The sequence below is a fragment of the Pseudomonas sp. Eqa60 genome, assembly GCF_018326405.1.
GTDB lineage: Bacteria > Pseudomonadota > Gammaproteobacteria > Pseudomonadales > Pseudomonadaceae > Aquipseudomonas > Aquipseudomonas protegens.
Genome location: NZ_AP024342.1, coordinates 4,786,737 through 4,808,127 on the forward strand (window position 1 = coordinate 4,786,737; position 21,391 = coordinate 4,808,127).

Below are 21,391 nucleotides of genomic sequence, written 5' to 3' on the forward strand. Positions count from 1 at the left end.
TATCTGGCCGAAGGCCCCACTGATTGCCCAGAACGAAAAATGCTACTGTCGCCGGCGCCAATACCTCTGCAAAGGACCTGCCATGCCCCTCACCCTCACCGACCGTTACCGTGGCAGCCTGCTGGGCCTGGCCTGTGGCGATGCCCTGGGCACCAGTGTGGAATTCAAGCCACGGGGCAGTTTCCCCCCGGTCACCGATCTCTTGGGCGGCGGCCCGTTCAACCTCAAGGCCGGACAGTGGACCGACGACACCTCCATGGCCCTGTGCCTGGGGGAAAGCCTGTTGCGCAAGGACGGTTTCGACCCCGCCGACCAGATGGGCCGCTACCTCAACTGGTGGCAATGGGGCTACCTGAGCGCCACCGGCGAATGCTTCGATATCGGCATGACGGTGCGCCAGGCCCTGGCCGACTATCAGGAACACGGCCAGCCCTTGGCGGGTTCCAGCGACCCGCAGACCGCCGGCAATGGCTCGCTGATGCGCCTGGCGCCGGTGGTGCTGTTCCATTACCCCGACCTGGCCCAGGTCCGCGAGTTTGCCGGGGCCAGTTCGCGTACCACCCACGGCGCCGCCGAAGCCATCGAATGCTGCCAGCTGTTGGCCGGGCTGATCGCCAAGGCCCTGGACGGTGCCAGCAAGCAGCAACTGCAACGGCTCGACGCCCAGGGCTTTCGCGAGAGCAAGGTCGCGGCCCTGGCCCAGGGCAATTACCTGGATAAAACCCGCGACCAGATTCGCGGCAACGGCTATTGCGTCGACTCCCTGGAGGCCGCGCTCTGGTGCTTCCAGCACAGCGACAGCTATGCCGAAGCAGTGCTGGCCGCCGCCAACCTGGGGGACGACGCCGACACCACCGCCGCCATCGTCGGCCAGTTGGCCGGAGCCTTCTACGGGGCCCAGGGCATACCGCCGCACTGGCTGGCCAAGCTGCACATGGGCGAGGAGATCCAGGCCATGGCCGACGACCTGCTGGCCGCCGCCCGGCGTCGCGCGCCTGCCCGGCCGCTGCATGGCAGTTGCCTGTGCAAGGCGGTGCAATACCGGGTCGACCGCCTGGACATGCCCATCGGCCACTGCCATTGCCAGACCTGCCGCAAGGCCCACGCCGCGGCCTTTGCTTCGACCGCCGGAGTCATGCGCGAACACTTCCAGTGGACCCAGGGCCAGGAACGCCTGAGCACCTACGAATCGTCCCCGGGCAAGCTGCGGCACTTCTGCTCGGTCTGCGGTTCTCACCTGCTGGCGGAGCGCCCGGGGCAGCCCCACGTGATCCTGCGGGTGGCGACCCTGGACGATGATCCGGGGCAGACGCCACAGGTGCATATCTGGACCTCCCACGATGTGCCCTGGCTGGCCGACGAAGCGCTGCAACGCTGGCCCGAGTGGCAACCCAGCCGCGGCTAGACTGTTTCTTCCTCATTGACCGATTGCGAGACTTTCCATGCGTCCGATCCTGTTGCTGGCCCTTGCGCCGCTGCTGCTTGCTCCATTGGCCCAGGCCTATGAATGCAACAACACCACCCAGACCGATATGAGCCTGTGCGCCAACTTCCAGCACAAGGCCGCGGACAAGGAGCTGAACGCCCTTTACCAACAGATCAACCAGCGCCTGAAAGACCAGCCACACAGCAAAAAGCTGCTGGTCAGCGCCCAGCGCGCCTGGGTGGCGTTCCGCGATGCCGAGTGCAGTTTTTCCACCTCGGGCGTGGAAGGTGGCAGCCTGTATCCGGTGGCCTACAGCAACTGCATCACGGCCTTGACCAAGACCCGCGTGGAGAGTTTCAAACAGTACCTGCAGTGCAAGGAAGGCGACTTGAGCTGCCCGGTCCCCGCACGGTAGGAGCGGGCTTGCCCGCGAAGGCGTCGGTGAGGGCTCTGCACGGCTTGCCGGCCTGTTCGCCGGCAAGCCGGCTGCTACAGGAGCCGGTGGCTGGGGGCGGGGTCAGCGGACGAAGATCTGCGCCGTGGTGATGGCCATGTCGCCGCCCGGCAGGGTGATCTTGCCGATCTGCTTCATGCTCTGCACATCGAAGATCGCCACGTCGTTGAAGGTCCCCGCCAGGTAGATCTTGGTCCCGGCCCGGTTGAACGAGATGCAGTAGTAGGAGTGTTCCAGGGTCGCGGCCTGGAGCAGTTTCTTCTGCTTGATGTCGTACTTGGCCAGGCGGTTGAGCACGCCGAACATCAGGTTGGGGTCCGTGGGCGAGCGCATGCCGCTGAAGTAGATCTCGGTCAGCGGTCCGAAGTCGGTGGTCTCGGTCTTGCCGGTTGCGAGATCGACGCTGAACAGCCCGTACAGCGGCTCGGCGGTAGCCGGGTCCTGCTTCTTGTCCTTGAACTTCGCCGCGGTGTAGAGCAGCGAAAAGTCATGGCGGAAGGTCTGCTGGTTCCACACGTAGAGCACGTCCGGCGCGCTGTAGTTGGGGCGTTTCCAGTGGCGGCTGGGGATCAGTACCTCGAACTTGCCAGTCTTGACGTCGACCTTGTACAGGTCCGGCCCGGCCACATACAGGGTGCCGTCGTCGCCGCTCTGCATGATGGTCAGCTGGCGCGGCGCGGGGAAACTGCGCAGCGGCTTGGCGTCGAGCCCGGCATCGGTGGCGTAGACATCCAGCCGCGGCTCCTTGACCTCATAGCGGTCATTGAGCAACAGGGTCGGGTTGGCCACGGTGTACAGCTCCTTGCCGTCGTGGCTGACGGTGAAGGCGAACATCGAGCGCGCCTTCTCCCCCGGATGCTGGGTGATGCTGGCGTGGAACACCTGCTTGCAGCTGTCGAGCTCGACGCCGTAGACATCCGCATAGTGGTTGTTCAGCACGTAGGCGATCTTGCGGTCCGGCGACAGTTGCACGGTGCCGGGGCCGAAGGCGTCGGGCATCTTGCAGGTCTTGTACAGGCTGTCGGTGGCCAGATCGAGAACGTGCAGGTTGTTCGGGTAATTGGTGGTCACCATGTACTCGTGACCGCTGTTGAGGGCCAGGCCCTCGTCGGCCAGGGCGGTGAAAGAACAGGCGCTGAGAACCGCGCCGGCGGCCAGGCCGCACACTGTGATAGCTCGCATGCTGGAATCCTTGTGCTGTCCGGTTACTTGTCTTTGGGGAAGACGGTGCCGAGGTTGCGCCAGTTGTCGTTGGAGGCCTGGGCGTCCTTGTTCCAGTCGGGGTAGGTGCTCATCATGTCCGGCACCTGGGCCGGCCACCAGCAAGGGTCGGAGCAGCCGTAGAGGTCGGCCTCCATCGGCTGGCACAGTGACGAGACGCCGCCAAAGGCATCGATTTCCCAGCCCGGGTCGGTGGTCGAGGCGCAGCCGGCCACGGAGTTCATCGCCAGCACTTCTTCGATACGGTCCTGGGCCGCGGCCTCGGTCAGTTTCTGAGCTTTGTTGTTGATCGGCTTGAGATGTTTCATGTCAGTGAGCCTTGCGCGGAGTGATGTAGCTGCTGATGAACGCAGGGTTGTGCGCCATGATCCGGCTGTAGACTTCGATGCCGAAATCCACCCAGTCACGCATCAGTTCGCAATAGTGATAAGTCGGGTGCGCCGGGTCGCCGTAGCGGGCATAGCTCTCGTGGTAGCAGCCGCCGGAACACAGGTTGCGGATGCGGCAGCTGTCGCAGCCGGTGTTGGTGCGGTCCAGGCGCTGGGACAGGAAGTCATTGAGCTCCATCTGCTTGACCCCACCGTCATGCACATTGCCGAAGGTCGGCAGGGATGAGCCGGTGAAGCGGTGGCACAGGTTCAGCTCGCCCTTGTGGTCCACCGCCAGCATCTTCAGCCCGGCGCCGCAGGGCAGCGCCTTCTTGTGGCCCTCGTGGATATCGGTGATCAGCTGGTGCAGGTTGGAGAAGCCGATATTGCGGTGCTCCAGTGCCGCCGCCAGGTAACGCCGGCCCAGGCGCTTCATGCTGGCGAAGACTTCGATCAGCTCCTCGCTGCTGAGGTTGAAGCTGCTGATGTCCCCCGAGGTCACCGGGGCGAACCCCACTTCGGCGAACCCCAGCTCGTTGAACAGGTGATCCCAGATGGTCTCAAGGTCGGTGACCCCGGTGGTCAGGGTCACCCGCGCCCCCACCGGCCGGCTGTCGTAGCGTTCCAGAAGCATCTGCGCCTTGCGCCGCACCACGTCATAGGTGCCCTGCCCGCCCACGGTGATGCGGTTGCGGTCGTGCACGGTCTTGGGCCCGTCGATGCTCACCGAAAGCCCGAAGCGGTGGGCGTTGAGGTAGTCCACCACCTCTTCGGTGAGCAGGGTGGCGTTGGTGGTCATGACGAACTCGACGAACTTGCCGGCGGCGGCAAAGCGCTGTTCGCAGTAGTCCACCATGGCCTCGATCAGCGGCCGGTTGCTCAAGGGTTCGCCGCCGAAGAACACCACGGTGTAGCGCTCCTCGTCCGGGGACTCCTGGAGCAGCATTTCCACCGAGGCAATGGCCGTGTCCAGGCCCATCTTCTTGCCCGCCGAGGGCTTGTCCAGGTCTTCCTTGTAGCAGTAGGTGCAGCTCAGGTTGCAGCCGGTATTGACGTTGAGCACCACGGTATTGATCGCCGTGCGTTCGACCCGTTTGACGCCGATTTCCGGGGTCAGGGGCGAGCCGTCGCTGACCAGTTCCAGGGCCATCAGCTCGCGCAGGGTGTCGCTGACGTCGGCACCGTCATAGGCGCCGGCCAGACGCTGGATCAAGTCTTCCGGGGTACAGCCCGGGCCGCGCAGCGCATCGATGATGCTGCCGGTCAAGGCATCGCTGGCAAACAGCGAACTGCTGGGGATATGGAACAGCATGCGGTTGGCGTCCACCTGCACTTCATGCAGGTTGCGCTCCACCAGATTCAGAATTGCGCCCATTACAACCTCCTGTGCCTGCCCCGCGTTCGGGGCCTGCGGTCATTGCCTGAAAGTGTCTGTCGGTATCGCTCGACGCCCCTCAGGGAATGGGTGGATTGTTCCAGCGTTGCACGGTGACGATCAGCTGGCCTTCACCGGTCAGGGCCTTGCCCCCCTCCTCCACCGCAGCGATCACCTTGAGGTTGCCGGCGTTGTTGGTGGACATCTTGCGCAGCGGGTTGGGCCCGGCATCCCCTGGGGTGAACACGCCACTGTCAGCCTGCATGCTGCCGGCGTACTTGACGTCTTCATCCTTGGCCGCCTGGGCGTCGAAGGCCTCGACCTTCCACTGCGCCGGCATCACGCCGATGCGGTAGGCCTTGCCGTCGGCCCCCTTGCCCCAGGCTTCGGCATCGAAGCGGCCCTGGACCTTGGGCGTCGAACCGCCGCCGTCACCGATCCGCGCCACGGCAAATGCCGGCACCACCTTGACCTCGGCGATGCGCTGGTACACCGCCAGCGTCGCGCCCTTGAGGCTGCCGACGCTGACTTCCCGCAGCCCCGGCTGGGCGCTGGCCGCCGCCTTGAGCCTGACGCGGATGCGTTCGGGGCTCTGCTCCAGCACCTGCACGACCTCCACCCCTTTGCCGAAGCTCGGAGTGCCCGCAAGGCCGGCGCCCACCAGGGTCACCTCGGCCTCCTCACCGGCCTTCAGGTAAGCCGGCTGCACCGCCAGCAACCGCTGGCTGCCTTGCCGGGCGGCGATGAAGTCCAAGCCGCGCTCGTCGTGCTCGGCCTCGAACATCCGCCCTTGCAGTGCATTGCCCTGGGCCGCCAGCACCTGGCGCATGACCACGCCATCCACGGTGACATTGCCGCGCCATTCATAGCCGTTGTAGAGGATCGCGCTGCCCTCGCCATTGAACGGGCTGCCATCGGCGTACTGGCCCTTGACGCTGAGCTTGAACTGATCGCCTTCCCCGGCGCTGACGCTCATCACCCCGGCCAGTTCGCCCTTGCCCGGCAGGTGGCCGCTGAAGCTCCAGTCCCCCGCCAGCGCCGTCGCTTGCGGGCGGGCCTGTTGCCAGGCTGTCCAGGCGGGGTTGTCGAGGGGATAACGCTGGGCCAGCAGCGGCACCATTTCCTTGAGGGCGGTGGGCAGCCATTCCCGGTCCCGGGACAGCGCCTGGTACTCCAGGGATGGCCATTGCCCAAGGTGGAAATTCACCAGCCGCTCCCATTCCTGGGCCGGCCGGCGTTGCAGGGCGATCCGCGCGCCGGAGTGGCAGCGGGCGCACATCTGGGTGGTCTGTTCGTCGAAATGCTCGACAGTGTTCAGCCGTCGCTCCAGGGCGTAGCGCACGCCGTCGGTCTCGCTGGGCGCCAGGCCCTGGGTATCGGCCAGGTACTTGACCAGGGTGCGGCGGTCGTCATCGCTGATTTGCAGCCCGTGCATGGTCTGCATGCGGGCAATGCTCATCAGCCAGCCTTCCGGGGTCTTGCGCTGGTGGCTGATGCGGCTCAGGGCTTCCCCGGCCTCGGGGGTGTGGCAACCCTGGCAGGTTTCCTTGAGGATGCTCTGCGCATCCCGCGCGGCGAAACTCGAAGGGGCATGCAAGGCGGTACAGGTGGCAATGGCCAGCAGGCTGGCACTGAGCCTCAGGCGCAGTCTTCTCTTCATCAACGTCAAACCTCCCACGGTGCTTTCTTATTTTTAGCGAGTCGTTTTTATGGTTTCTGCCATGCCCGGCACGCCCGGTCATGGAGGCAAGAGAAACGTCTGCTGATATGCAATACACGGAGCGTGCCAGCTTATAAAAGAACCCGGAATCAACGACTTGGGCGAAGACGCCGGTCCCTGGCGGGCTTGCGGGTGTTACCCGACGTTCAATTTCGAGACAAACGTCTCAGTCTGAGACAGCGATTAGCCAGCGCCAGAACAGCTCTCAAGGCCGGCAACGAGGCTGTACCGCTGGTTTTCTTTGCAATTGGATCTTGCATTTATCCGGCGGCGCCGCAGAATCACCCCCGCTTTGCCTGCCCCGTCCCATGGGGTGTGCCGCACCTCCCCTCTTACAAGGAACCTGAAGTTCATGGATAGAAGCGCCTGTGCCCGTCTCGGCTCGCTGATCCTCTCGTTGTCTGCTCTGACCCTGGTCGGATGCAAGGAAGAAACCAGTCCCAAGACTGCAGCCGTCGCTGCGGCCCCCGCGCCGGCGGCCATGGTCATGCCGATCTGCGCCAATGGCGAATGCGCGGTGCTGGACCAGGACGGCAAGGTGCTGGTCAGCGCCGACAACGACTACGACGCCGTGGTCGCCCTGCCCCTGGACAAGACCTTCCTGTTCGCCAAGGACGGTACCTGGAACCTAAGCAGCGCCGATGGCAAGCAGACCCTCAAGGCCGCCTTCACCGATGACCTGCGGCTGCTGACCCCGGGCTACTTCGGCTTCGGCCAGGACGGCAAGCTGGGCATCATCGACCAGAGCGGCAAACAGATTCAGCCACCGCGCTTCGACGATCTGTACGTGGGCGGCAACGACGACTTCATCGTCTACGAGATCGGCGGCAAGCGCGGCATTCTCAGCGCCAAGGGCGAGGTGGTGACCGAAGCCCTGTATGACAGCAGCATGGTCCGCGATGACTTCGCCAAGCGCGGCTGGTGGATGATCGCCGAACGCGGCAACGACAAGTGGGCGCTGAACCTCAAGACCGGCGAGCAGAAGAAGATCGACTTCGACAGCATCGACTACTTTGCCAACCAGCATCTGGTGGTCAGCACCGAACAGGGCAAGGCCCTGGCCGATGCCCAGGCCCAGCTGATCAGCGCCGCCACCTACAACTGGATGGGCGAACCGGGTGACGGCCTGGTGGCCTTCCGGGAAAAATACGACAGCCCCTGCGGCTACATGGATTTCCAGGGCAAGACCGTGATCCAGGCCCAGTTCGGTACCTGCCAGGTGTTCGGCAAGCAGGGCGCGCTGGTCACCGCCAAGAACGCCGACGGCAGCTCCGGCAAGGCCGGGCTGATCGACCGCCAGGGCCAATGGAAAGTGCAGCCGGTCTACGACTCGGCGGACCCGGCCGGCTTCAGCCCGCTGGGAATGTTCCGGCAGGTACCGGGACTGAACCAGGTCGCGGTGCTGCAGAACGTGTTCAGCGCCACCTTCGGTATCTTCGATGTGGACAAGGGCGTCGAGCTGTTCAAGCCCACCTACGCCCAGATCGGCGCGATCAATGCCGACCTGTTCGTCTTCAGCACCGCCAACAGCCCGACCAAGCAGGCCACCCTGTTCGGCCAGGCCACCCAGGTGCGTACCGTGGGCCTGATGGACGCCAGCGGCAAGGTGCTGCTGGAGCCGGGCCAGTACGTCGACATCCGCCTGGACAACAGCGGCCACTACCTGCTGGCCACCGACGACACCTCGGCCCTGGCCACCTCGGCGCTGTACGACCTCAAGGGCAAGCGGCTGATCCCCGGCAAGTGGCAGGAACTGGTGGTGGACGAAACCCGCGGCGCCATCTTCGGCTATGCCGTGGAAGGCATGGGCGACGACCAGTCCCGCAGCCTCAAGGCCCTGTATCGCCTGGACGGCACTCCGAGCTTCCAGGTCAGCCAGGTCGATTGCGGCGCCGAACAGGTGCACGACGGCCATGACCAGGTGCTGTGGCCGGCCAACCCCCAGGACTACTGCCCGCAGCCTGACGAAGTGGAAGACCAGGGCGAAGGCGACAACGCACAGGGCTGAGGCCCCGAGCGAACCGGTCACGGTTGGGATCAAGCCTGCTAGGATGCGGGCTTGATCGATTCAGCCAACCGGCCCGGATGGGGCCCGACAGGAACTGTCCCATGCTCAATGCTCTGCTCTTCGACCTTGATGGCACCCTGACCGACACCGACGCCCTGCACCTGCTGGCCCTGCAGCAACTGCTGCTGGAAGAGGATGGCCGGACCTTCACCCAGGAAGAATTCGAAGCCCATGTCAGCGGCCAGGCCAATGCCAACATGTGCCGCTACCTGTTCCCCGAGCGCAGCGTGGCGGAACATGAAGCCTTTGCCGAGCGCAAGGAAGTGCGCTTTCGCCAACTCTCCCCGCAACTGATGCCCATGCCCGGCCTGCTGCGCCTGCTGGATTTTGCCCAGGAGCACGGCATCGGCGTGTGCGTGGTCACCAACGCGCCCCGGGCCAATGCCGAGCACATGCTCGAGGTGCTGGGCCTGCGACAGCGCTTCCAGACGGTGCTGGTGGCCGAGGAGTTGCCTCGGGCCAAGCCCGATCCCCTGCCCTACTTGAGCGGCCTGGAATGCCTGCAGGCCACCGCCGACCAGGCCCTGGCCTTCGAAGACTCGGTACCCGGGCTGACAGCCGCGGTAAAAGCCGGGATCTGCACGTTCGGCCTGGCCACCAGCCAGCGCCCGCAAACCCTGCTGGATGCCGGCGCCCACCGCGTGATCAACGACTTCGACGACCCGCAACTGTGGGCCGAGATCCGGCGCCGGCTCGATCTGCCCTGAAGGGAATGGGATGAGGATATTGGCCAGGCCAAGCGGGAAGGAAACAGCCAGGGAGAAAGAAACGGCAGGAGGGAAAAAGGTGCTCGCCCATCACTTCGGCAGTGGCATCCAGACCGAAGTACCCCCTTTGGCTGGGCGAGCAGGAGGGAATATACGCGGGCTCCAGGGGCAGTAATATCGGACATATCCGAAAACACCCTACGACTTGGGCAAAGATGCTGGAGGTTTATCCCTGCACGACTTTTTTTTCACGGTGCTTTCACCTCGCCGCCCCTATATTGCCAATCACTCCTTAACGAATCCCATTTGGCCCGCGCTACAGCGGGCTTTTTTTTGCCCGGGCTCCAGCGGCCGGCCCCTGGGGCGCCGACTGCTGGTGCGGGTCACTCAGGGAGCCGCCCGCTCCGCAAGCGATGCCTGGGTGGGGACGAATGCCGGCGCCTGCTCGGGATAAAACCGCGCCGCGGCATTGATCACGGCCTGCACCGAGGCGGTGACGATATTGGCGTGACAGCCGGCGCCAAAACGTGACCCGGCAACGCCCGGCCACACCGCTTCGACAATTGCCAGCGCCTGCGCATCGGCCCCCGCCCCCAGGTTGCGCTCTTCAAAACTGTCGATGCGCAGCGGCAAGCCCAGGGCGGCCAGGGCCGCCGCGACAGGTCCGTTGCCCAGGCCATGCAAGCACGCCTCCTGGTTCCCGGGGGTGGCGACCCGCAGCTCGATCCCCTGCCCCTCGGGGGCATCGAACAACCGATGAGCGAGATACCGCAGGCCGGCCGTGCCCTCTGCACACGCCAGATAGGTGCGCTGGAACACCTCCCATAAAGCGTCGCTGCTCAACTCGGCGTCACTGGCATCAGCCAGCTTCTGCACAATGGCGCTGAACTCGATCTGCATGCGCCGGGGCATGACGATGCCGTGGTCACGCTGCAGCAGGAAAGCGATCCCGCCTTTGCCGGACTGGCTGTTGACCCGCACGATGCTGTCGTAGGTCCGCCCCAGGTCCTGCGGATCGATGGGCAGGTAGGGCACCTCCCAGAAACCGTCGGCCGCCTGGGCGGCAAAGCCCTTGGCGATGGCGTCCTGGTGCGAGCCGGAAAAGGCGGTGAACACCAGGTCGCCGACATAGGGATGGCGCGGATGGATCGGTAGCGCCGTGCATTCCTCGGCAACCCGGGCCACTGCCGCGATATCGGAGAAGTCCAACCCGGGGCTGATGCCCTGGGTATAGAGATTCAGGGCCAGGGTCACCAGATCCAGGTTGCCACTGCGCTCGCCGTTGCCGAACAGGCAGCCCTCCACCCGCTGGGCGCCCGCCAGCAACGCCTGTTCGGCACAGGCCACGCCGGTGCCCCGGTCGTTGTGCGGGTGCACTGACAGCGTGACCTGATCGCGGCGCTCCAGGCGCTTGTGCATCCATTCGATCTGGTCGGCAAAGACGTTGGCGGTGGCCACCTCGACGGTGGTCGGCAGGTTGATGATGATCGGGCGCCCCGGGCCGGCGTCCCAGGTACGGATCGCGGTATTGCACATGCGCAGGGACACCTCGAGCTCCGCCATGCAGAAGGTTTCGGGGGAGTACTGCAACACCCATTCGGTTTCCGGATGCTGGTCAGTCAACTCGCGCAACAGCCTGACATGGCGCTCCACCAGGGCCTCGACCTCGTCCACCGAAAGCCCGAAGACCACGCGCCGCCAGACCGGGGCGATGGCGTTGTACAGGTGGACGATGACCCGGCGCGCACCCTGCACACTGCGTACGGTTTCGCGGATCAGGTCCTCGCGCAGTTGGGTCATCACCATGGGCGTGACGTCGGCGGGAATCCGCTGCTGTTCCACAAGCTCGCGGACCACCTCGAAATCGGTGCGCGAGGCGGCGGGGAATCCCACTTCGATTTCCTTGAAGCCCAGGCGCACCAGTTCCTCGAACAGGCGCAGCTTGCGCTCGCGGTTCATCGGCTCGAACAGCGCCTGGTTGCCATCGCGCAGGTCGGTGGACAGCCAGATCGGAGCCTGGGTGATGGTACGTGACGGCCACTGGCGCGAGTCCAGGTCCACGGGGGTAAAGGGGCGGTATTTGGTATGGGGATGGGCGAGCATACTGACCTCGAAAGCACAATGGAGAACGCGATGGATCTCCCCTGCTTTCATCATGGAAAGCGCTTCGAGGCCGGAGTCTGGGGGAGATCAGCCTGGGTGCCAGGTTCCTGGCAGCACCGGCAGACCCCGGCCGTAAGGCAGGGGTAGCGCTAGTAGCAGGGTCAGGAACAGGGGGTTCATGGGCGGTTGCAACCGTCGGCGGGCAAGGAGTGATCAGTAGTCTAGGTAGCGATCTTCTGAATGTAATGCGCTAAACACCCTTTTATTATCGCAAAATGGACATTTTCACCTATGATAAGCGCCCCATGATCCCTTCCGGGGCGGAGGCGCTGCGCTGCATGTCCGATCTGCTTGTTGTCTCGTCCATCGACTGCCTGTCCATGCCGGTTACCAGCATCGCCGTGGATTACCCCAACGGCCATGAAATACCTGCCCACAGCCATCCACGCTCGCAGCTGGCCTATGCCATTGAGGGCGTGCTGGTGATCGACACCGAGTCCGGCCGCTGGGTGGTGCCGCCCAGCCGCGGGGTGTGGTTGCAGGCCGGCGTCGAGCACCGGGTACGCATGCGCGGCGCGGTGCGCATGCGCAGCCTGTTCATCAATGTCGATGCCATTGCCGGCCTGCCCGAGCATGACTGCGTGATCGAGGTCTCGCCGTTGCTGCGCGAGCTGATCCTGGCCGCCGCCCAGGTCGGCACGCAGTATTCGCCGGACAGCCGCGACGGCCGCCTGATGCGCCTGATCCTCGATGAGATGCGCTCGCTGCCGGTGCTGCCGTTCAGCCTGCCCTGGCCCCATGAGCCGCGCATGCTGCGGGTGTGCCAGGCGCTGGCGGACGACCCTTCGGACAACCGCACCGCCGAACAATGGGGCGACTGCCTGGCCATGAGCGCCAAGACCTTCCATCGCCAGTTCCAGCGCCACACCGGCATCACCTTTGGCCGTTGGCGCCAGCAGGCGCGGTTGCTGATGTCCCTGGAGTGCCTGGCCGAGGGCATGCCGGTGGTGCAAGTGGCGCTGCAGCACGGCTACGACAGCCAGAGCGCCTTCGCCGCCGCCTTCAAGCGCCAGTTCGGCACGCCGCCTTCGGAGTTCTACCGCTGAGGGCTCAGGCCCGGCGCAGCAGCACACCGGCCACCACGCACAACAGCATGGCCAGCCCCGCCAGCAAGAAGGCATCGCTGTAGGCCAGCAGCAGGGCGTCGCGGTGCAGCACCTTGTCCACCATGCCCAGGGCTTGCTGGCGCAGGGGCGCCAGCGCCGCCGAATGCAGGGCCGTTGCGTACTCCACCGGTGCCTGGGCCAACAGGCGCACCAGTTCCACCAGGCGCTCCTGGGTGGCCTGGGCGAACAGGCTGACGGATTCGCCAATGCGCTGGGCGTGGAGTTTCTCGCGCTCCACCACGATCTGGCTGGACAGCGCGATACCGATGGCCCCGCCGACGTTACGCACCATGGAGAACAGTCCGGAGGCCGAGCCCACCTGGTCCTTTTCCAGCCCCTGGATCGCCATCACCCCCAGCGCCACCACCACCAGCGACTGGCCGATACCACGCACCACCAGCGAGGGCACGATGACGTTCACCGAGGCATCGGGGTTGAGGTGGATGTTCATCAGGCAGCCGATGCCAGTGATGGCGAACCCGGCAATGATGATGGTGCGGGCGCTGGTCCAGCGCATCAGCCGCGGGGTGGCGAACGACATGACGAACTGGATCAGGCCGTAGGGAATCATCATCAGGCCGATCTGCCGGGCGTTGTAGCCGTGGATCTGGGCAAAGTAGTTGGGCACCAGGAACACCACGCCGAACACCACCGCACCGAAGGTGAATTGCATCAGGCTGGCAATGCCGAAGTTGTAGCGCCCCAAGAGGCGCAGGTTGATCAACGGCTGCTCGCGACGCAGTTCGATGGCCACGAAGGCCAGCAGGCCGACCGTGGCCAGGATCGCGCAATGGCTGATGAAGCTTGAGGCGAACCAGTCGTAACGGCCACCCTCCTCCAGCATGATCTGCAACGCCGAGAGGCCCACGGCCATGCTGGCGATGCCGCCCCAGTCACCCTGGCGCAGCTTTGCCAGGACCATGGGCTGGGGCCGCACCGACCAGCCGATGGCCGCCAGCAGCAACAGCCCCGGCGGCACTTGCAGGTAGAAGATCCAGCGCCACGAATAGGCATCGGTGAGCCAGCCGCCCAGGGACGGTCCCGCGGCCTGGGCGACATTGTTGGCCACGGCGAACAGGGCCATGCCCATGGGATGCCGGGCCGCCGGCAGCTCGGTGACAATCAGCTGGAACGACAGGGGAATCAGCACCCCGCCAAAGGCCCCTTGCAGCACCCGGGCGAAGATCAGGCTGTGGATGTTCGGCGCCAGGGAACAGGCGATCGAAAACAGCACGAAACCGGCGGTGCCGACCATCAGCACCCGGCGCATGGAAAACACCGAGACCAGCCAGCCGGTCATGGGAATGATGATGATCTCCGCCACCAGGTAGGCGGTGGTGATCCACGACCCCTCCTCGAAAGTCGCCCCCAGGGAACCACGCACGTCCGGCAGGGAAGCGTTGGTCACGTGCACGTTCATCCCGGCCATGAAGCAGCCCACCACGCTGCCCAGCACCGCCACCCAGGTGCGCAGGGAGATTGCCTGTGCGGCGGCCTCGCCGGTGCCTTCCGATACGGCCTGGGCACTAGTCATGACGGGTGTCCACGGTCACCACCACCGACATCCCGGGGCGCAGCTGCGCCTGTCGCGGCTGCCCCGGATCGAGGCGGATGCGCACCGGCATGCGCTGCACGATCTTGGTGAAGTTGCCGGTGGCGTTGTCCGCCGGCAGCAGGGCGAATTCGGCGCCGGAAGCCGGGGCGAAACTCTCCACCCGTCCCTCCAGTACATGGCCACCCAGGGCGTCGACCTCGACCCGCGCCGCTTGCCCGGGGCGCATGCCGTCGACCTGGGTTTCCTTGTAGTTGGCCACCACATAGGCGTCCTCAGGCACCACCGCCAACAGCGGCGCGCCGACTTCGACGTGCTGCCCCAGGCGCAGGCGCCGCTGGCCGGCGATACCGTCCACCGGGCTGCGGATCAAGGTGCGAGCCAGATCGATGCGGGCCAGTTGCCGCTGGGCCGTGACCCGGGCCACGCCCGCTTCGAGCTTGTCCAGTTGCGCCCGGGCGCTTTGCTGTTCGGTATCGAGCACCTGTACCTGTTGGCGCCGCGCGGCCAGGCTGGCGCGGGCCGCGCCCAGGGCGGCATCGGCCTGACGGGCCAGGGCGGCGGCGTTTTCCAGTTGCTGCACGCTGCTGACTTGCTGGCTGGCCAGGTGTTGCTGCCGCCGCCCTTCCTGGCCGGCCCGTTGTGCCTCGGCCTCGGCGGCGCCGACCCGGGCCTGGGCTTCGGCGATCAGGCTCTGCTGCTGTTGCTGGCGGGCGGCCAGATTGGCCAGCCGCGCCTGCCCGGCACGCTGTTCGGCCTGGGCCTCGCGCAGCGCCGCTTCCGCCTGTTCGACCCGGGCCCGGTAGTCGCTGTCGTCGATCCGCGCCAGCAGGTCGCCAGCCTTGAGCGGCTGGTTGTCCCGGACCTCGACCGCCACCAGGTAGCCGGCGACCCGGGGCGCGATGGTGACGATGTCCGAGCGCAGGTAGGCATCGTCGGTCTCCACCAGGAAACGCCCGTTGAACCACCAGCGCAGGCCCCAGGCCAGAATCAGCAGCAACACCAGCGCCAGCCCGGCATAACCGAGTAAGCGACGGCGGGTGACGGCTTGCGCCGGGGAAGCGGGAACAGGGGTCTGGGTCATTGCAAAGGCTCGTTGGGGGTTCGCGGGAAAGGGTTGGCCGCAGCCCGGCTCGGCTGCGGCAGGACAATCGGCGGCGCGCTGCGCCAGCCGCCGCCCAGGGCCTTGAACACCAGCACCTGGGTATCGATGACGGCGGCATCGGCCTGCGCTGCCGCGGCCCGGGTACGTACATCGGTGCGCTGGGCATCGAGGTAATCCAGGGCCGTGGAGGCACCGGCGGCCCTGGCTAGCCCGGCCAGGCGCAAGGCCTGGTGGTCACGTTCGGCTGCCAGGTGCAGGGCTTGCTGGCGCTGCAACGCGGCCTGGTAGTCGCTCAGGGCCTGTTGCTGCTCCTTCAGGGCCGCCAGGATGCTGCGGTCGAAATCCGCCAGTGCCGCGCTTTCTCCGGCGCTGGCCTGGGCGATGCGGGCGCGGGCGGCATTGAGGTTGGGCAAGCTCCAGGACAACAGCGGCCCCAGTTGCCAGACCGACGCATCACGGTCATCGAAACCCGCGGGGTGGTGCGCCGACGTGAAGACCCCGGCCCCCAGGCTGACCCTTGGATAGAGGTCGGCCCGGGCCACGCCGATGCGCGCCGTGGCCGCCGCCAGCCGGCGCTCGGCCTGGCTCACGTCGGGACGCCGACGCAGCATGGCCAGGGCATCGCTCTGGGGCATGGGCGAACCCAGGCGCGGGGCCTGGCGACAAGCCTGGGCCGCCGCCGGTGCATCACCCGGGGGGCGCCCCAGCAAGACGGCCAGTTCGGCCAGGGCCCGTTGCCGTGCGGCCTGCAGCGGCGGCAGGCTGGCCTGCACCTGGCCCACCAGGCCTTCGGCGCGCACCACATCCAGGGTCACCGCGGCGCCGGCCCGATACAGCCGGGCGCTCAGGGTGCGGCCCTGCTCCACCAGCGCCAGGGACTCGCCCGCCACCTGCAGGCGCTGGCCATAGCTGCAGGCCTGCAACCAGGCGCGGGTGGTTTCTGCGGCCACCACCACCCGCAGGCCGTCCTCGGCGGCCCGCGCCGCCTCGGCATCGGCCCGGGCAGCATCGGCCAGGCCGTGCAGGCGGCCGAACAGGTCGGCCTCCCACTGCACATCCAGGCCGACCCCATAGCGGCTGCCGGTGCGGATGTGCTGGCTGTCCTGCAAGGCGGCTTCCAGCTGGTCGTCGGCGGTACTGCCGTAGCCGGCGCGGGCCGTCACCTGGGTGGAAGGCTGGCGCAGGGTATCGGTTTCGCGCAGCAGCGCCCGGGCCTGAAGCAGGTTGGCCGCAGCCATCCGCAAGTCGCGGTTCTGGCTCAGGGCTTCCTGTACCGCGGCATTGAGCCCAGGGTCACGGTAGAGCTGCCACCACTGGTCGAGCCCCTGCTCGGCCGTTGCGTCCAGGTGGCTCACGGGCAGGGGCACAGTGCTGCCGGGCGGCCGTTCCGGCCCCAGGGTGCAACCGGCCAACAGGGCGCACAGGGCCCATGCAGGCCTCGGGTAAATGGGCATGGGAAGTACTCACGGATTCGAAGCGCCTACTTTAGAAAGGCCAGCTAGCGACCGTCTAACGAGAACTTCTTTTCGATTATCGCGAAATGGTCAACCTTGATCCCAAGCGCAGCCCTTCCGACCTGGGCCCACAGCTCCAGGCTGTCGGCCAGCTGAACGAACTCACACTGGCCCTGCTGGCGCCAGTGGCCATGGATACAATTTGAAACACCCCCTACCCAGCCGATCGGATCGCCATGACCGAAGAATTCGATGTGCCCAGCCCCCACGAAAAGCACCTGGAACACGTGAGCGAACATGCCCACGCGCGCAGTGACCGCTTCGCCAGCAAGATCGCGGTGATGACGGCGATCATGGCCACCCTGGGAGCGCTCCTGAGCTATCAGGCCGGCTCCTCGGAAAGCCTGGCGGCGATGGACAAGAACAATGCCGCGATGAAAAAGACTGAAGCCGCCAACCAGTGGAGCTACTACCAGGCCAAATCCAGCCGGCAGAACCTGGCGGAGCTGGCGACCCACATTCCCGGAGTCGATGCCGCGCACTACGGCATCGAAGCCCAGCGCTACCAGAAGGAAAAGGAAGCGGTGCGCCTCAAGGCCGAGGCCCTGGAAGCCGAGGCCCGGGACTGGGACGAGCAATCGGAAGCCGCGCTGCACCAGCACCATCGCTGGGCCCAGGCGATGATGGCGATTCAGATCGCCATTTCGATGGCGGCCATCACCCTGCTGACCCGCAAGGAATGGCTGAAGAAGCTCGCCTACGGCGCGGCCGGCGGCAGCGTGCTGCTGGGCACCCTGGCCTGGCTGCACATCTAGAGCCCCCTGCCGGCCCCCGGAACCTGCCAGCCGATGCGTCTCTTGAATCTCACCGGGCTGTCGCAGTTTGCGAAAAACTGCCGCCGCGCAAGCCCCGGTGCTGCGCCCCAGGCCCCGCCATAGCGGGGCCGCGGCGCCTGGGTGGAACTGGCACAGCCATTGCGAAAGCCCCTGCCTCACCTACAACAAGAGGCTTCGCCATGGCTATTGCCCCACTGCTCGCCGCTACCACGGCCTTTATCCAGCGCGCCCCGCGCATGCTGATCGGTGCCCACTGGACCGAGGCCGGCGACGGCCAGACCATGCCCCTGCGCAACCCCGCCACCGGCGAACAGCTGTGCCTGGTGCCCCGGGCCACGGTGGACGATGTGGACCGCGCAGTGCTCGCCGCACGCCAGGCCTTCGACGATTCGCCCTGGACCCGCACCCGCCCCCGGGAGCGGCAGAACCTGCTGTGGAAACTCGCCGACCTGATGCAGCGCGACGCCGAACTGCTGGCCCAGCTGGAATGCCTGAACAACGGCAAGAGCGCCGCCGTGGCCCAGGCCATGGACGTGCAACTGTCCATCGATTTCTTGCGCTACATGGCCGGCTGGGCGACCAAGATCGAGGGTTCAAGCGTCGAGGTCTCGCTGCCCCTGATGCCTGACGATCAGTTCCACAGCTTCATCCGCCGCGAAGCCGTGGGCGTGGTCGGCGCCATCGTCGCCTGGAACTTCCCGCTGCTGCTGGCCTGCTGGAAACTCGGCCCGGCCCTGGCCACCGGTTGCACCCTGGTGCTCAAGCCCGCCGATGAAACGCCACTCAGCGCCCTGAAACTGGCCGAGCTGGTGCAGGAAGCCGGCTACCCCGACGGCGTGTTCAACGTAGTCACCGGCACCGGCATCACCGCCGGCAGCGCCCTGACCCGCAACCCCCTGGTGGACAAGCTGACCTTCACCGGCTCCACCGCCGTGGGCAAGGAAATCGGCAAGATCGCCATGGACTCCATGACCCGGGTAACCCTGGAACTGGGGGGCAAGTCGCCAACCATCGTCATGGCCGACGCCGATCTGGCCAGCGCCGCGGCCGGGGCTGCCAGCGCGATCTTCTTCAACCAGGGCCAGGTGTGCTGCGCCGGTTCCCGGCTGTATGTGCAGCGCAAGCATTTCGACAAGGTGGTAGCCGACATCGCCGGCATCGCCAATGCCATGAAGCTGGGCAATGGCCTGGACGCCAGCGTCGAGATGGGCCCGCTGATTTCCGCGCGCCAGCAGGAGCGGGTCTATCGCTACATCGAGATGGGCCGCGAAAGCGGCGCCACCATCGCCTGCGGCGGCGAACAGTTCGGCCCGGGGTATTTCGTCAAGCCGACGGTGATAGTGGATGTGGACCAGAAGCATTCGCTGGTGCAGGAAGAGATCTTCGGCCCGGTGCTGGTGGCCATTCCTTTCGACGATGAGGCCGACGCCCTGCGCATGGCCAACGACAGCCCCTACGGCCTGGGCGCGAGCATCTGGTCCAACGACCTGGCGGCGGTGCACCGGATGATTCCGCGGATCAAGTCCGGTTCGGTGTGGGTCAACTGCCACAGTGCCCTGGACCCGGCACTGCCGTTTGGCGGCTACAAGATGTCCGGGCTTGGCCGGGAAATGGGCCACGCGGCCATCGAGCACTACACCGAGTTGAAATCAGTGCTGATCAAGCTCTGATCCGCCCCGCGCCAACCGCCCCACCCGGGGCGCCGGAGGTGGTCCGGCGCCCCCCCCGACGACCGCCCTGTTCGCCGTGCAAAGCACTGCTACGCTCAGCCCGAGCCGGCTGGCCACCTCGTTTGAAGAGCCTGGGCTCATCCCCCCACAACGCCTCATCACCACCGAAAACCCGAGGAAAGCATCATGGGATCAAATGGAAATGATCACGATTACATCCAGTGCGGCTGCCACAACCCCGTCTGGGAAGCGTTGAAAGACACCCTCGACCCCGCCAGCTATATCGCCAGCCACCCCAACGCGGCACAGGGCCCGGCCAGGGACGCGAACGGCGAGTCCCTGGTGTTTCATGACGGCATCATCTACCCCTTGCGCGACGGCAACATGGATGAGCGGGTCGAAGCCCTGGGCATCCATGCCGGCGACGTGGTCGCCGCGGGCACCCTGGCCGCCGTCGAAGCCCGCATGCAGGCCCTGGGCATCGACTACAAGAAGCAGTCGCTGCACGGCAAGACCCTGCTGCCCGGCCTGGTCGAGCCCCACGCCCACATCGTGCAGAGCTGCGCCATGGATGGCTGGCTGAACCTGGGCGCCATCGAGCCCGACGACGGCGATAGCCAGCAGGCGCCAGAGAAAAACAGCCAGCGCCTGCGGCCGCTCTATACCTGGGGCTGGCTGAAGGAAACCATCCAGAACAACCTCCCCGACGACAGCACGAGCTGGGTCCTCGGGCACCTGGTCGATCCGGCGCTGATGCCGTTCAAGGTGGTGCCGGGCGGCCTGAACCAACTCATGACCCTGCAATGTGGCGACACGCCCGAAGAGGGCTACCTGGACACCATCGAGGCCAAGCGGCCGATGCTGCTGATCAGTGCCTCCATGCACACCGCCTACATGAACACGGCGGCCCGGGATCTGGTGCATGAAAGAACCGGGGTCATGGTCGAGAACGGCGTGCTGCAGGAAACCCAGATAGTGGCCGGGATCCTGTCGATTCCCGCCAGGCAGAAGCTTGCAATGCTGAAGATCTTCGAGCGCCTGGACACCTTCTTCGCCACCGCGGCCAGCCGCGGGATAACCCTGCTGTACGACGCGATGATGGACCCCTTGTCGAAGCTGGTATTGAACGCCTACTTCCTGTCCCACCCCAGAACGCTGCGGATCGGCTACGCCGCCGCCTGCAACAACTCGCTCGAAGCCCTCAAGCTGCTGCCGGACTATCGGCCGGCCACGCGGGAAGAGGCCAGGCATATGTATCAGGGCTCGATCAAGGTGATCTCGGACGGATCCAACCAGGGGTTGACCGGCTATCAGATCGCGCCCTACTGCTGCGAGACAGACCGCCCGGTGGGCAACTTCAATCTGTGCGACAAGGGCGAGGACACCCCGAAAACACTCCCGGTCAAATACCAGGAATTTATCCACGCGGCGGTGAAAAAAGGCTGGCCGCTGATGATTCATGCCAACGGCGACCAGGCCATCGAATTCACTCTGCAGGCCTATGACCTGGCCCTGCAGGGCCAGAGCGGCCTGGACAAGCGCCATCGCATCGAACACTGCTCGCTGCTGAGCAAAAGCACCCTGGAAACCATGCAGCGCCTGGGCCTGTCACCGAGCTTTTTGATTGGCCATGTCGGCTACTGGGGCTACGCCTTCGATAAAGCCATTTTCGAAAAGAAGGCACACAACATGCTCGACCTCTGCAAGTCGGCCCTGGACCACGAGCTGCGGATTTCCCTGCACAGCGACTATTCCGTGACCCCACTGGGGCCCCTGCGTTCGATGGAGCAGGCGGTGACCCGCAAGATGGAAGGCATCCGCAATCATGACAACCTGTTCGTCCATGACCCGCGCCTGCAACCCATCCTCAATGAGGGCCAGTGCCTGACCCGCAAGCAGGCGCTGAAAGCCATCACCTACGACGCTGCCTGGCAGTGCCATGCCGAGGCCTGGACCGGCTCCCTGCAGGACCAGAACTTCGCCGACTTCGTGATCCTCGAGCAGGATCCACTGGACGAGAAGTTCCCGGCCACCCGGATTCGCGACATCAAGGTCTGCGAAACCTGGAAAGGCGGCCAGCGGGTGTACCTCAACCCCCGTAACTGACTGCGGCCAGTGCAAGCCCGGGGGCTGCGCCAGCTCCCGGTGCCCCCTGTAGGAGCCGGC

16 protein-coding genes and 1 pseudogene are annotated in these 21,391 nt (G+C 65.8%); 9 read left to right on the forward strand and 8 right to left on the reverse strand.

Translation table 11 applies throughout. The features are described from left to right. Positions 1 to 82: 82 nt before the first annotated feature. The 3 genes and pseudogenes from KI242_RS21485 to KI242_RS21490 form a co-directional block, all read left to right on the forward strand. Positions 83 to 982: pseudogene (locus tag KI242_RS21485) on the forward strand (ADP-ribosylglycohydrolase family protein); the annotation flags it as partial. Continuing rightward, positions 956 to 1,405: a GFA family protein gene (locus tag KI242_RS31895; RefSeq protein WP_225368814.1), complete on the forward strand. Its 450-nt coding sequence runs from the start codon at positions 956 to 958 to the stop codon at positions 1,403 to 1,405. The pseudogene KI242_RS21485 and the gene KI242_RS31895, both read left to right, overlap by 27 nt. A 37-nt stretch (positions 1,406 to 1,442) precedes the next feature. Then, positions 1,443 to 1,841 carry a lysozyme inhibitor LprI family protein gene (locus tag KI242_RS21490; RefSeq protein WP_015636438.1) on the forward strand — a complete coding sequence of 133 codons (399 nt, stop codon included), beginning with the start codon at positions 1,443 to 1,445 and terminating at the stop codon, positions 1,839 to 1,841. A 102-nt stretch (positions 1,842 to 1,943) separates the two neighbouring features. On the opposite strand, the gene peaD is transcribed toward KI242_RS21490, so the two are convergent. The 4 genes from peaD to peaA form a co-directional block, all read right to left on the reverse strand. Beyond that, the gene (gene peaD / locus KI242_RS21495; RefSeq protein WP_011062398.1) at positions 1,944 to 3,062 is read right to left on the reverse strand and encodes a quinohemoprotein amine dehydrogenase subunit beta; all 1,119 of its coding nucleotides are present in this window, start codon (positions 3,060 to 3,062) and stop codon (positions 1,944 to 1,946) included. 23 nt (positions 3,063 to 3,085) lie between these two features. Beyond that, positions 3,086 to 3,409 (reverse strand): quinohemoprotein amine dehydrogenase subunit gamma, encoded by a 324-nt coding sequence (gene qhpC / locus KI242_RS21500; RefSeq protein WP_011062399.1) that lies wholly within the window; start codon positions 3,407 to 3,409, stop codon positions 3,086 to 3,088. A gap of 1 nt (position 3,410) precedes the next feature. Then, the gene (peaB, locus tag KI242_RS21505; RefSeq protein ID WP_015636440.1) at positions 3,411 to 4,844 is read right to left on the reverse strand and encodes a quinohemoprotein amine dehydrogenase maturation protein; all 1,434 of its coding nucleotides are present in this window, start codon (positions 4,842 to 4,844) and stop codon (positions 3,411 to 3,413) included. Positions 4,845 to 4,923: 79 nt separating this feature from the next. Then, positions 4,924 to 6,504, reverse strand: a complete 1,581-nt coding sequence (gene peaA / locus KI242_RS21510) for a quinohemoprotein amine dehydrogenase subunit alpha (protein WP_123472812.1) — start codon at positions 6,502 to 6,504, stop codon at positions 4,924 to 4,926. Between the two features lie 412 nt (positions 6,505 to 6,916). Between peaA and KI242_RS21515 the strand changes: the two genes are divergently transcribed. Both KI242_RS21515 and KI242_RS21520 read left to right on the forward strand, forming a co-directional pair. Continuing rightward, entirely contained in the window at positions 6,917 to 8,572 is a 1,656-nt protein-coding gene (locus tag KI242_RS21515) for a WG repeat-containing protein (RefSeq protein WP_015636442.1), read from the forward strand. Positions 8,573 to 8,673: 101 nt separating this feature from the next. Continuing rightward, positions 8,674 to 9,339 (forward strand): HAD-IA family hydrolase, encoded by a 666-nt coding sequence (locus tag KI242_RS21520; RefSeq protein WP_015636443.1) that lies wholly within the window; start codon positions 8,674 to 8,676, stop codon positions 9,337 to 9,339. A 387-nt stretch (positions 9,340 to 9,726) separates the two neighbouring features. Here KI242_RS21520 and KI242_RS21525 read toward each other — a convergent pair whose 3' ends face one another. After that, positions 9,727 to 11,442, reverse strand: a complete 1,716-nt coding sequence (locus KI242_RS21525; RefSeq protein ID WP_212805555.1) for a 2-isopropylmalate synthase — start codon at positions 11,440 to 11,442, stop codon at positions 9,727 to 9,729. Between the two features lie 275 nt (positions 11,443 to 11,717). On the opposite strand from KI242_RS21525, the gene KI242_RS21530 reads away from it, so the two are divergent. Beyond that, the gene (locus tag KI242_RS21530; RefSeq protein ID WP_015636445.1) at positions 11,718 to 12,548 is read left to right on the forward strand and encodes a helix-turn-helix transcriptional regulator; all 831 of its coding nucleotides are present in this window, start codon (positions 11,718 to 11,720) and stop codon (positions 12,546 to 12,548) included. Between the two features lie 4 nt (positions 12,549 to 12,552). Here KI242_RS21530 and KI242_RS21535 read toward each other — a convergent pair whose 3' ends face one another. Genes KI242_RS21535 through KI242_RS21545 form a run of 3 tightly spaced genes read right to left on the reverse strand, consistent with a single transcriptional unit; the run spans position 12,553 to position 16,719 of the window. Further along, a complete protein-coding gene (locus KI242_RS21535) occupies positions 12,553 to 14,142 on the reverse strand; it encodes a DHA2 family efflux MFS transporter permease subunit (protein WP_011062406.1) in 1,590 nt (529 codons plus the stop codon). Then, positions 14,135 to 15,244: an HlyD family secretion protein gene (locus tag KI242_RS21540; RefSeq protein ID WP_212805556.1), complete on the reverse strand. Its 1,110-nt coding sequence runs from the start codon at positions 15,242 to 15,244 to the stop codon at positions 14,135 to 14,137. Before KI242_RS21540 ends, KI242_RS21535 begins: the two co-directional genes overlap by 8 nt. After that, positions 15,241 to 16,719, reverse strand: coding sequence for a TolC family protein (locus KI242_RS21545; RefSeq protein ID WP_212805557.1), 1,479 nt, complete (start codon positions 16,717 to 16,719; stop codon positions 15,241 to 15,243). Before KI242_RS21545 ends, KI242_RS21540 begins: the two co-directional genes overlap by 4 nt. 236 nt (positions 16,720 to 16,955) lie before the next feature. Between KI242_RS21545 and KI242_RS21550 the strand changes: the two genes are divergently transcribed. The 3 genes from KI242_RS21550 (at position 16,956) to KI242_RS21560 (ending at position 21,331) form a co-directional block, all read left to right on the forward strand. Beyond that, positions 16,956 to 17,534, forward strand: a complete 579-nt coding sequence (locus tag KI242_RS21550; RefSeq protein WP_047288088.1) for a DUF4337 domain-containing protein — start codon at positions 16,956 to 16,958, stop codon at positions 17,532 to 17,534. A gap of 200 nt (positions 17,535 to 17,734) precedes the next feature. After that, complete coding sequence (locus KI242_RS21555; protein WP_015636451.1) at positions 17,735 to 19,225, forward strand: aldehyde dehydrogenase family protein; 1,491 nt, start codon at positions 17,735 to 17,737, stop codon at positions 19,223 to 19,225. A gap of 186 nt (positions 19,226 to 19,411) precedes the next feature. Then, positions 19,412 to 21,331, forward strand: a complete 1,920-nt coding sequence (locus tag KI242_RS21560; RefSeq protein ID WP_212805558.1) for an amidohydrolase family protein — start codon at positions 19,412 to 19,414, stop codon at positions 21,329 to 21,331. Positions 21,332 to 21,391 lie beyond the last annotated feature (60 nt).